Source organism: Pseudomonas sp. L13 (assembly GCF_009935965.1).
Taxonomy (GTDB): domain Bacteria; phylum Pseudomonadota; class Gammaproteobacteria; order Pseudomonadales; family Pseudomonadaceae; genus Aquipseudomonas; species Aquipseudomonas lactis.
Genome location: NZ_QODJ01000018.1, coordinates 25,316 through 37,790, shown reverse-complemented (window position 1 = coordinate 37,790; position 12,475 = coordinate 25,316). Strand labels below are relative to the sequence as shown.

The following is a 12,475-nucleotide window of genomic DNA, read 5'->3' as shown; positions in this document are numbered from 1 at the left end:
CCGTTTTTTATGCTCGCAGTGAACACCTTACTCAGTAGTAGGCGTTTTCTTTCTGCGTGTGGTCGGTCACGTCACGTACGCCCTTGAGCTCCGGGATGCGTTCGAGCAGGGTGCGCTCGATACCTTCGCGCAGGGTTACGTCCGCCTGGCCGCAGCCTTGACAGCCGCCGCCGAACTTCAGTACGGCAATACCGTCATCCACCACGTCGATCAGGCTCACCTGGCCGCCATGGCTGGCCAGCCCAGGGTTGATCTCGGTTTGCAGGTAGTAGTTGATGCGCTCATTCACCGGGCTGTCGGCATTGACGTTCGGCACCTTGGCGTTGGGCGCCTTGATGGTCAACTGGCCGCCCATACGGTCGGTGGCGTAGTCGACCACGGCGTCGTCCAGGAAGGCTTCGCTGAAGGCATCGATGTAGGCGGTGAAGCTCTTGAGCCCTAGGGCTGTGTCTTCAGGCTTCTCTTCGCCAGGCTTGCAGTAGGCAATGCAGGTCTCGGCGTATTGGGTGCCGGGCTGGGTGATAAAGACGCGGATGCCGATACCCGGGGTGTTCTGCTTGGACAGCAGGTCGGCCAGGTAATCGTGGGCGGCGTCGGTAATGGTTATGGCAGTCATGGAAACTCCTCACAGGCTTGCCCGCAGTTTACGCCAAATTATTACGCAGGTACAAAGCCCGAGTATTTTTGTCGGGAAAGACCTGAGCCTGCTGACCGAAGGCGCCGCTATACCGCCCCCTTTGTGCAAAAACCTGTGCCTACCTATATAGCCCCCGCGCAAAACCCGGTTCAATAGAGTGAGTCCTCTTCGACTACGGATTGTGAGGATTGAATGAATAACGCGTTGCAGGGTTTCTATTTCAAGAGCTTGCCGGAACAGCAAGCACATCTGGACCATCTGATTGATTTCGTGACCGCACAAAGTTCACTGACAGCATCCGCCGCCGAGGTTTACTACTTCCCGCCGCACAACAGCGAACTGCATCGCGAGTGCAAGGAAGCCTTTCGGGTCCTTGGAAAACTGGAAGCCGATGAAGACTTTCAGCGGTTCCTGCGGGAAAAGCTCGAACCGGATGACTCCATTCTGGGCCGGGACTTTCTTTACGACCTGCTCTCAACCATGCTCAGCAGCGCGCGCTCACCGATACCCGACCCCGCCGAGACATTCAGCATCGCCGATCACTCGGTGATCCTGCGCCATATGCCCACCTACTGGTACATCGACGCCGACGTATTACTGGATATCAACCGGCGTGTGGGTAACGGTCTCAAAAGCGACGGTTCGGTGCGGTTCGACCTGGCGCTCAAGTATTACTCGATCATCCCGGCACAGCCCAAAACCCGCGAGCAGTGGAACGCGGTGCTCGCTGGCTTGCAGGAACACCACACCCTGAAAAAACTCGGACACGAAGGCAACCTCAGCGATTTGCAGCACTTGCTGGATGCGCCTGCCGACCAGAAAATCAAGGAGGTTATCCGCCAGATCGAAACACAAACCCGTCAATCGCTGTTCCGTCATGTATTGCCCGAAACATTTACCGCCTCACAGCAGGATATGCTCACCACCACCCCCACCGTCTTGCTTGAGCAATTGCTCAATAGCCCCGATAACCTGGCGCTAGGCGAGCGGATCGCCAAGGCCTTGGACTGGTATGGCAGCCAACAGGGCGAAACCTGCCCCCAACCCGTACTAGTGAAATTGCTGTGGCGCGCGCTGTGGCTGACGATCATCCCCAACCCTGACTCGCCACTGGATAACGAATTGAAGTTATTCATCGTGCCGGGGGCGTCTTATAAGTCGATCCGCCAAAACTTGATCAGCCACTGTCACCACAATTTGTCCATCAGCGCTGACGCGGCACGATTGGCGGTGTGCGTCCTCAAGGCCAATGTTGCCAGCGAAGTCTGGGTGGCCGATATTCCCGATGACCTGCCCTACGCTGCCACCAATACCTGGGTCAACTTCAGAAGCGGTTTTCTGTTGGCCGAAGCCTGTGCACCCGGCTCATCGCGGCACATGAGCTTTGAGCAGTTGCTTAACCTGGCGGCGGAACATTTTCGCGTCAGTGAGGGCGACGTCAAACAGCAGGCGCTGGTCGCTGCCGCCAGGCTGGCCCCTACTGTCCAATGGGCACAAGCCAATGGCCTGATTGCCAGCCGAGCGTCGGGCCACTCCCGCGATGAGCTCACCCAGGCCGTCACCGCACTGGAGCAGCATGAATATGAGATGTTCAACGCGATTCAGAACCTCAAACTCAACCTGCCCAGCCGTTGGCGCTTTGCCTCGGACATGGAGTACGACAAAGCCTTTCGCGAAGCCCTTGAGGTGCCGAGAAACGCCTATAAGACCTTAATCCAATCACTGCTTGCGCACCTGGGCAGTGCGACCCTGGATGTGGATCAGGATGAGGTCACGGTGTACTCATTAAGAGAAGCACTGGACAAGGTACCCGTCGAATATGAGACCAAGAGCAAGGCCGATACGGTTCGTTACCGCACGGGTTTCATCCTGCGCATCGTCAAGCCCCGCCATTCCTTCCATGCCCTCTACGTCGAAGTGTTCCCCTTCGCCGGCCTGATTCGTCGGCGTCGCGATATCAAGACTCTGCCGCTGAACGGCAAAGTGGTAGAACTGCGCGACGCCATGAGCTGGGACAAATACCGGCTGGCCACCGAAGTGCCGTTTGATCGAGAAGCTTACCGCGAGAACAAGGCGCCCAGGCCAGGCAAAAAAGCTGAGTTGATCGTTGAACAGGTCGGCGAGACGCTGCCTGGCATCGACACTGGGCCGCGCATCCAATCGTTCGCGCCCAACACGCTGTATGCGCCGCGCAGTGAAGCCCTGGCGAGCATGATTGCCCGCGAACTGTTTTTCTGCGATGAACAAGCCCTCCTGGCAAAAACCCGTAAAGACACGCGGGAAGTGGACATCCCCGCTGAGGTACTCGAAGACTTGGCGTTCTGGGGCAAGATTTTTATCCCGCTTTGGGGCGGTATCGACGACATCGCTTCCGGCGATCCCCAGCGCATCAAATCAGGCGTCGCCAGCCTGTTCATTGACATAGTAGCTTTCGCGTTGCCGGTGGGGCGGTATGTGGCCGGCTCTACTCGCCTACTCATCCAGGCAGGCAAGACCGGGCTGCGCCTGGCGTTGCCTAAACTGGCGAAACTGACCGGCAAACTGGTCATTGCCACACTCCAGGAACTCAATCCCCTGGCCGCCCTGCCCAGCCTGCTCAGGCTCGCGCGCTTTGGTTTGCTCAAGCTGGGCCATAAATTGATGCGCCAGGCAAAACGGGGTATTGCCCAACTGCGCGATGGGACGATCGCCGCGAGGCACATACGCTCGGTTGACCCTGACAGCTGGAAACCGCTGCAGGCGGGCGATCAGCTGTTTACCGTGGACGGCCTGGCCAATGTCCCGATGCGCAACGTCGGCAGCCTCGACGCGCCGGATTATCGCTTGATCGATGCCGCCACCAATAAAGCCTTCGGGCCGCGCTTCAGAGAGCCGATCACGGTCATCAGCAACAGCAGCCCGTTGATCCGTCAGTACGCGGTTGACCCTGAGTTGATCAGAGGCCTCAAGCCCGACGCGCGCGGTATCTTCTCCCGAGCGGACTACAACCAGAAGTTCATCTGTAATGTCGATGACAAGGGCAAAATCGCGGTGTACCAGGTCCGCGACAACTCCTATGGGTTCATTCAGGAGGCCGCCGCGGGCGCCGACAACAGCTTTTCTATCGTACTGGTCAATCCAAAGACCAACCGCGATTTGTCGATCACGCTGTCGTCGGTGGAACCCGGTCATTGGTATTCAGGCTCGATCAAGCTCACGGGCGGCGCGCCGAATGCGCCAAGCGTGGTAACGCCCTCAGTGTTGTTGAAATGGACCGAGGCCAGTGAAGACGCCCTGAAAAAAACCATGGACAACTTCGTCAGCACTTACAACCTGGACCCCAGCGCCTTTCGGCAGTTCGTCAACAGCCGCAACACCCTGACACCCAGGGGGCGAAAAATGCTGGACCGCGCGGGAACCGCCCGCACCAGCGTCACTTACGAGCATATGGAGCACTGGAGCAAGGCGTCCCAGCGCGAGCGCAACAGCCTCACCCTTGAGGGCTTCGCCGCTGACCATAATCTTGACCCGGTGGCCTTTGCCGAACATGTAAACCTGGATGGCACCTATAGAGCAGCAGGCAAAGTACTCGCCAAATACGCCAGGGGTGAACAATTCGCCGACCTGCAACCCGAGCACCTGCAAGCGTGGAACAAGCACTACAACGCCACCAATTCAAGGGTGTCCATGCACGCATTTGTCGAGCAGAACAACCTCAATCCGGTTATCTGGAGCGACTACGTCAATGACAACGGCAGCATGACCCGCGCCGGTAGAGAACGGTGGCTGTTCGGACAGAGAAGCCCACTGGACGAGCCCGTGGCCAGGAAGCGGCCTGCGCCGCCCACGGCAGGCAGTTCAAAACGTCCACGCCTGGAGCAAGACGCTACACCCACACGGCGCCGATCCACGTCAATCACGGCCTCCTTTGATCACAAAATCAACAATAACGCGCCGATTCTGCAGGATCCGAAAGACGTCAGACGCAGCTTGACCCTGGAACTCGAAGGCCCGCTGCACACCATCGAGATTACCGACGCCAACCATTTTTTTGACGAGTTCACCGGCCCGCAGCATGTCGAAGTCAAGGAGGCTGCAACCAAAAGTATTCGCGAATGGATCTCCAAGGAGGGCAGCCACCATCGCCGGCTCGATCGACTGCTGGAGGTCAAGAAACTGGCCGAAGGCCCGGAGCGAGGCCTTTCGGTGGTGGCCCGAACCGATATAAAGCGCTTCGATGTCATTGGGCCGTACACTGGCAAGTTGCACCTGGATCAAGCCTCGATCAATACCGAGATACTGGAAAAAGGTGATGCGGCCGTCGGTACTTATCTGTTCCAGACCAACACTCACGGCGCAACCATCAGTGGTCATGGCAACAGCAATACGCTGAGCCTGATCAATGCGGTCAAGGTACCAGGCCTGCCCGATGTGGGCATCGAAAATGTCGGTGCCTTGTACGTCGGCAAATACATGGTATTTATAGTCGCCTGGCAAGATATTCCTGCCGGGACCGAGTTGCTGATGGACTATGGAAAAACCTACTGGAAGTACATCAGGCCTTGAGTCCAACAGCGCCAGTGCTAATGCTGTTGCCTGCAAAAAGGTACCGACTCATCAAGGCCAAACCAGTGTTTGAGCTTGCGATGGGTGCCCTTCTCCAACCAGTGGTAGCTGGCCAATGAGCCCAGCGCGATGGAAACGACGCACACCGGCACTAGCGTGTAGGGGTCTATTCCCCTGTGCTCAATGGCCCAACGTCCAACGCACAGCACCAGCACGTGGAGCAGATACACCGAGTAGGAGCAGTCCCCCAGCAGCTTGATAAAGCGCGAATCATGGAAATAAGGCTCCAGCGCCACGCAACTGATGACCAACACGGCGCTGGGCAGCCCCCATTCCACTGCTCGGGGCACATCCGCGCCGTGGTAGATCGCCGCCAATGCCGCGACGACACCCAGCAACGCCAGCCAGGGCCTGGCCCGGCACAGGCCCCGGCGGTACAGCATGCCGATGGCCACACCCATGAGAAACTCCAGCACAATGTCATTACGGTAAAACCCGTCGGCCAAATCGGGGCCAATGACGTAACACACCAGGTACAACAACCCGGCCACTACCCACAGCCGATAGGCTTCACGCACTAACAAGGCAGCCGCAAACAGGCAGTAGAACAGCATCTCGAAATTCAGCGTCCAGCCGACATCCAGCAGTGGATAGACGCCATAGCCCGCCGGGTTTTGCGCGGGGATAAAAAGCATCGACAGAAGTACATGGCTCAGTTCGAGCTGAACGTCTGGAAACATCGAGGGCATGGCCATCACCAGGACGGCCAGGAGCAAGGTATAGAACCAGTATGCCGGAGCAATCCTGGCCACGCGCATCAGCATGAAACGCCAAGGTGTCAGTGCTTTATCGGCGCTCGCCAGGAAAATCACCAAGCCGCTGATCACGAAGAACACATCCACGCCAGCGCCGCCCTTTTCAACTAACAAGTCCTCGAACGCGTTGTGGGCCTCAAAGTTGAAAAACAGCTGCATGACGTGGTGCCCCACCACCAGCCATGCCGCCAACGCGCGCAGCAACTGCACTGAAATCAACATCGGCATCCCCTTTCCAGTCCGTAGGTAGATATCCGACTGCTTCAGCCCCCGCGTGGAGAAATGACCGGATCAATAGCTGTAGTTATAGGTTCTCATAGCGGTTCATGTCCAACACGCCCTCTTCCACCGGCGTGGTTTCGTGGATGTACTGCGACAAGTCGTGAAAGTACTGCCAGAACAGCGGGTGACTGCGACGCACACCCCAGCGGTCGACGATTTTCTCGAAGCGCTTGGCGTCCTTGGCCTGCTCCATCTGCGCGACAAACTCAGGCACTTGCCGGGCGGGAATATTTAATATGAAGTTCGGATAGCTGCTGAGCACGCCAGGGTAAATGGTCACCGTGTCCAGGCCCGGCTGATAGCGATACGCCTCACCTAATAGAAACGCCACGTTACTGTGGGCACGGTTGCGCAGCAGGCTGTAGACCTCGCGCTTGCCGCTGGCGGTTTCGATGCGCAGCATCGTGGCTTCGGGCAATTGCTCGATCACCTTGAGCCCCGCCGCCGGGCGCGAGGTAAGGCGGCTCAGGGCTTGCTCGGCATCCTGCAAGGCCGGGTCGATGCCGTCGCGGGAGCAGAACGCGCCGCTGCAGCGGTTGATCGGGTCGGGGCTGGCGTTCAAATGGCCGTAGCGGGTCAGCAACTGGTTGGCGAAGTCACGCTTGGGGTCTTTCTCGCTCAGGTGCAAACCACTGGCCTTGTCATCGTCAATCGCCTCGTAGTCCAGCCACAACTTGAGCTTGCCGCTGTTCTGGTACCAGTCGTCCAGGAAGTCTTCGCGGGTATCCGCTGGCATCAAGCGCAGGAAGTTCTGCTCGGCGCCGTTGCGGATCAGGTCGAAATACAGGCGGGTCTGGGCCTGGTGCGAGACGTTGCCGAACACATCGAAATTCACCGCCAACTGGTAATAGGTGCGCTCCAGCAGTGGGTAGTCGAACAACCACATCGTCTGCGGGACCTCGCCAATCAGGCCCTTGGTCACCGAGGCGCTGTCGAAATGGCGGAAAATGCTCAGCAAGGCGTTGTCATTGCCCGCCCACAAGGTCGACCAGCTCGGTGCCGGCAGGTCTGCATAGTTGTCACGGCGCAGGGCTTCGTACTGGTTGCGCTTGTCGCGATAGGCCAGCCACAGGCTCAGCACACTGCCGACGTCGTCATTCTGCCCAGGCATGGCCAGCAACGGCGTGGCCTGGCCGCGATAACGCGCATCGGTGATGTACAGGTCGTGGTCGGGGTCCTGGAACAGCGTCCAGAAGTTATCGCGGATCACATCCGTGGCGATCTGCCCACGGCACACCGGCCCACGAATGAAGGTGCGCACGAAGTACTCGGCGTTATCGAGCATGAATTGGTAACGCGCTTTGGCCGGGATCGCTTCGAATGTCGCGAACGGGTTGGCGCGGCTACCGGGGCCGTAGCCTGGCAAGGCCGTGACTTGCCAGTTGCCGGCGTAGAACAGCGCCTTGATCCGCGCCATCTTCGCCGCGCTGAAGGGGTAAGTGATGTGGGTTTTATGCACGATCACACCCTGCACCGGCCACAGGCGGTAATACACCTGGGTGCCTGGGTCGTCGTTGGGGCGGCGCGTGGCAATCAGGTCAATCGGCTGGCCACTGGGCGTGCGCGAACGCACCCACTGGAAGTAATGCCCCGGCTCGCCGTTCTCGAAATAGATATGCGCCAGGAACAAATGCTCGAACAGCCAGCGCGCCACCAGGCTTTCCCGGGCGCCCGGCTGGTTGAACAGGTTTTCCCACTGCTGTACTTGCAACGCTTCCCTGGCGCTCGGTGCCAGGCCTTGTTCGTCAATCGGCGCGCCGGAGGCCAGCCAGCGTTGCAGGGTCTGGTATTGCTGGTCGGTCAGGCCGGTGACGGCCAGCGGCATGCCTTCCTTGGGGTGAGCGCCGGCATAGGCAGTGAACTCGCCGGGCGTCGCGCACATATTGTCGCGGTTGAGCCCCAGCACAATGTTCTCGGGCAGCTTGGCATTGGGCGCCAGCGGCGCGTTGTGCCCCAGCTCCAGCATGCGCGCCATCAGCGCAGCCTGGCTGCCCTGGGCGTCCAGCACCGAATAGAAGCCCTTCTGCTGCCACGCCTGTTTGCCGAAGGCGTCATAAAACAAACGGGTGGTGGGCGTGGCCTGGCTGCGCTCGCCGTCATACACCGGCATTTTGCTTGCACCCCGTGCTGCGCCCTCGGCGCTGCCCAGGTTGAGCTGGCACGCGGAGTCATAGCAGGCATGGCAGGCTACGCACTTTTGCGTAAAGATCGGTTGGATGTCGCGGGTGTAGGAAATCGCCGAAGCGGGACCTTCCGCCTGAGCGCTGCTGGCAATCAAGGCCAGGGCGGCGCTGACGATTAAACGAAGTGACATGTATCCGGTCCCGATTCAAGGCGTGCGGTGTTTGAAGTGGCGTGATTCTACCGGGCCATGCACCCCAGCAACATGAGCGATATTCATGCAAAAGCTCTACATGCTCCAAAAGCCCGCAGGTTTGTTATGATTCACGCCCTCCGAAATGCCTGACCAGAGTAGTCCCATGTCCGACCGAAGCGTTCGTCTGCAAGCCCTTCACCACGCCCTCAAGGAACGTATCCTGATCCTGGACGGTGGCATGGGCACGATGATCCAGAGCTATAAGCTCGAGGAGCAGGACTACCGTGGCAAACGCTTCGCCGATTGGCCGAGCGACGTCAAGGGCAACAACGACCTGTTGGTGCTCACCCGCCCCGACGTGATTGGCGGCATCGAGAAGGCGTACCTGGACGCTGGCGCCGACATTCTGGAAACCAACACCTTCAACGCCACGCGCATCTCCATGGCCGACTACGGCATGGAAGAGCTGGCCTATGAACTGAACGTGGAAGGCGCGCGCCTGGCGCGCAAAGTCGCCGACGCCAAGACCCACGAAAACCCGGCCAAGCCGCGCTTCGTGGCCGGCGTGCTGGGCCCGACCAGCCGCACCTGTTCGCTGTCGCCCGACGTGAACAACCCCGGCTACCGCAACGTGACCTTCGATGAATTGGTGGAAAACTACACCGAGGCCACCCAGGGCCTGATCGAAGGCGGCGCCGACCTGATCCTGATCGAAACCATCTTCGACACCCTCAACGCCAAGGCCGCGATCTTCGCCGTGCAAGGCGTGTTCGAAGCCCTCGGTATCGAGCTGCCGATCATGATTTCCGGCACCATCACCGACGCCTCCGGCCGTACCCTGTCGGGCCAGACCACCGAAGCATTCTGGAACTCCGTGGCCCACGCCAAGCCGATCTCGGTGGGCTTGAACTGCGCCTTGGGCGCCAGCGAACTGCGCCCCTACCTGGAAGAGTTGTCGAACAAGGCCAACACCCATGTGTCGGCGCACCCCAACGCGGGCCTGCCCAACGAATTCGGCGAGTACGACGAACTGCCGTCAGAAACCGCCAAGGTCATCGAAGAGTTTGCCCAAAGCGGCTTCCTGAACATCGTCGGCGGTTGCTGCGGCACCACGCCTGGGCATATCGAAGCCATCGCCAAGGCCGTGGCCGGTTATGCGCCACGCCCGATCCCGGACATTCCCAAGGCCTGCCGCCTGTCGGGCCTGGAGCCGTTCACCATCGACCGCAATTCGTTGTTCGTCAACGTCGGCGAGCGCACCAACATTACCGGCTCGGCCAAGTTCGCAAGGCTGATCCGTGAAGACAACTACACCGAAGCCCTGGAAGTCGCCCTGCAGCAGGTGGAAGCCGGCGCCCAGGTGATCGACATCAACATGGACGAAGGCATGCTGGATTCGAAGAAGGCCATGGTGACCTTCCTCAATCTGATCGCCGGCGAGCCAGACATCTCCCGCGTACCGATCATGATCGACTCCTCCAAGTGGGAAGTGATCGAAGCGGGCCTCAAGTGCATCCAGGGCAAGGGCATCGTCAACTCCATCAGCATGAAGGAAGGCGTGGAGCAGTTCATTCATCATGCCAAGCTGTGCAAGCGCTACGGCGCGGCGGTGGTGGTGATGGCCTTCGACGAAGCCGGCCAGGCCGACACCGAAGCGCGCAAGAAAGAAATCTGCAAACGCTCTTACGACATCCTCGTTAACGAAGTCGGCTTCCCACCGGAAGACATCATCTTCGACCCGAACATCTTCGCGGTCGCCACCGGTATCGAAGAGCACAACAACTACGCCGTCGACTTCATCAACGCCTGTGCCTATATCCGTGACGAACTGCCCTACGCGCTGACCTCCGGTGGCGTGTCCAACGTGTCGTTCTCGTTCCGTGGCAACAACCCGGTGCGCGAAGCCATCCACTCGGTGTTCCTGCTGCATGCGATTCGCGCGGGCCTGACCATGGGCATCGTCAACGCCGGCCAGTTGGAGATCTACGACCAGATCCCGGCCGAGCTGCGTGACGCCGTCGAAGACGTGGTGCTCAACCGTACGCCGGACGGCACCGACGCCCTGCTGGCGATTGCCGACAAGTACAAGGGCGACGGTAGCGTCAAGGAAGCCGAAACCGAGGAATGGCGTGGCTGGGAGGTCAACAAGCGCCTGGAACATGCGTTGGTCAAGGGCATCACCACGCACATTGTCGAGGACACCGAAGAATCGCGCCTGTCGTTCGCGCGCCCTATCGAAGTGATCGAAGGCCCGCTGATGTCGGGCATGAACATCGTCGGCGACCTGTTTGGCGCCGGTAAGATGTTCCTGCCCCAGGTGGTGAAATCCGCCCGCGTAATGAAGCAGGCGGTGGCGCACTTGATCCCGTTCATCGAGCTGGAAAAAGGCGACAAGCCCGAAGCCAAGGGCAAGATCCTGATGGCCACGGTCAAGGGCGACGTGCATGACATCGGCAAGAACATCGTTGGCGTGGTGCTGGGTTGCAACGGCTATGACATCGTCGATCTGGGCGTGATGGTGCCGGCGGAAAAAATCCTGCAAGTGGCCAAGGAGCAAAAGTGCGACATCATTGGCCTGTCCGGCCTGATCACGCCGTCCCTGGACGAAATGGTGCACGTGGCCCGCGAGATGCAGCGCCAGGACTTCCACCTGCCGCTGATGATCGGCGGCGCCACCACCTCCAAGGCGCACACGGCGGTGAAGATCGAGCCCAAGTACAGCAATGACGCGGTGATCTACGTCACCGACGCCTCCCGCGCCGTGGGCGTGGCCACGCAGTTGCTGTCCAAGGAACTGAAGGCCGGTTTCGTCGAGAAAACCCGCTTGGAATACATCGACGTACGTGAGCGCACCTCCAACCGCAGCGCGCGTACCGAGCGCCTGAGCTACGCGGCCGCCATCGCCAAGAAGCCGCAGTTTGACTGGAGCGGCTACACGCCGGTGGTGCCGACCTTTACCGGCGCCAAGGTGCTGGACAATATCGACCTCAACGTGCTGGCCGAGTACATCGACTGGACACCGTTCTTTATCTCCTGGGACCTGGCCGGCAAATTCCCGCGCATCCTCACCGACGAAGTGGTGGGTGAAGCCGCCACCGCGCTGTACGAAGACGCCCGGGCGATGCTCAAGAAGCTGATCGACGAAAAACTCATCAGCGCCCGCGCCGTGTTCGGTTTCTGGCCAACCAACCAGGTGCAGGACGATGACCTGGAAGTCTACGGCGACGACGGCCAGCCGATTGCCCGGTTGCATCACCTGCGCCAGCAGATCATCAAGACCGACGGCAAGCCGAACTTCTCCCTGGCTGACTTCGTCGCGCCTAAAGACAGCGGCGTGACCGACTACATCGGTGGCTTTATCACCACCGCCGGCATCGGCGCCGAAGAAGTCGCCAAGGCCTACCAGGACGCGGGCGACGACTACAACTCGATCATGGTCAAGGCCCTGGCCGACCGCCTGGCCGAAGCCTGCGCCGAATGGCTGCACCAGCAAGTACGTAAAGAACACTGGGGCTACGCCAAGGACGAGCAACTGGACAACGAGGCGCTGATCAAAGAGCAATACAGCGGCATCCGCCCTGCCCCCGGCTACCCCGCGTGCCCGGACCATACCGAGAAAGCCCAGTTGTTCCAGTTGCTCGACCCCGAGGCCCGCGAAATGCACGCAGGCCGCAGTGGTGTGTTCCTTACCGAGCACTACGCGATGTTCCCGGCGGCGGCGGTCAGTGGCTGGTACTTTGCCCACCCGCAGGCGCAATACTTCGCCGTGGGCAAGGTCGACAAGGACCAGGTTGCCAGCTACACCGCACGCAAAGACCAGGACCTGGCCGTGACCGAACGCTGGCTGGCGCCGAACCTGGGCTATGACAGCTGAGGTCG

At 59.9% G+C, this 12,475-nt stretch carries 5 protein-coding genes; 2 read left to right on the top strand and 3 right to left on the bottom strand.

The genetic code is table 11. The annotated features are described in order from the left end of the window. Window positions 1-31: 31 nt before the first annotated feature. The gene (gene nfuA, locus DK871_RS11640) at window positions 32-616 is read right to left on the bottom strand and encodes a Fe-S biogenesis protein NfuA (RefSeq protein ID WP_003190728.1); all 585 of its coding nucleotides are present in this window, start codon (window positions 614-616) and stop codon (window positions 32-34) included. A 213-nt stretch (window positions 617-829) separates the two neighbouring features. Here nfuA and DK871_RS11635 point away from each other — a divergent pair, with 213 nt between their 5' ends. Then, a complete protein-coding gene (locus DK871_RS11635) occupies window positions 830-5,182 on the top strand; it encodes an SET domain-containing protein-lysine N-methyltransferase (protein ID WP_161905131.1) in 4,353 nt (1,450 codons plus the stop codon). Window positions 5,183-5,199: 17 nt separating this feature from the next. Here the strand turns inward: DK871_RS11635 and DK871_RS11630 are convergent, their stop codons facing one another. Both DK871_RS11630 and DK871_RS11625 read right to left on the bottom strand, forming a co-directional pair. Further along, window positions 5,200-6,219, bottom strand: coding sequence for an acyltransferase (locus DK871_RS11630; protein WP_161905130.1), 1,020 nt, complete (start codon window positions 6,217-6,219; stop codon window positions 5,200-5,202). Window positions 6,220-6,301: 82 nt separating this feature from the next. Beyond that, entirely contained in the window at window positions 6,302-8,593 is a 2,292-nt protein-coding gene (locus DK871_RS11625) for a fatty acid cis/trans isomerase (protein ID WP_161905129.1), read from the bottom strand. 166 nt (window positions 8,594-8,759) lie between these two features. Between DK871_RS11625 and metH the strand changes: the two genes are divergently transcribed. After that, the gene (metH, locus tag DK871_RS11620) at window positions 8,760-12,470 is read left to right on the top strand and encodes a methionine synthase (RefSeq protein ID WP_161905128.1); all 3,711 of its coding nucleotides are present in this window, start codon (window positions 8,760-8,762) and stop codon (window positions 12,468-12,470) included. Window positions 12,471-12,475 lie beyond the last annotated feature (5 nt).

Coding starts and splice junctions, on each gene's coding strand:
- nfuA (WP_003190728.1), bottom strand. CDS start 616: ATGACTGCCATAACCATTACCGACGCCGCCCACGATTACCTGGCCGAC.
- DK871_RS11635 (WP_161905131.1), top strand. CDS start 830: ATGAATAACGCGTTGCAGGGTTTCTATTTCAAGAGCTTGCCGGAACAG.
- DK871_RS11630 (WP_161905130.1), bottom strand. CDS start 6,219: ATGTTGATTTCAGTGCAGTTGCTGCGCGCGTTGGCGGCATGGCTGGTG.
- DK871_RS11625 (WP_161905129.1), bottom strand. CDS start 8,593: ATGTCACTTCGTTTAATCGTCAGCGCCGCCCTGGCCTTGATTGCCAGC.
- metH (WP_161905128.1), top strand. CDS start 8,760: ATGTCCGACCGAAGCGTTCGTCTGCAAGCCCTTCACCACGCCCTCAAG.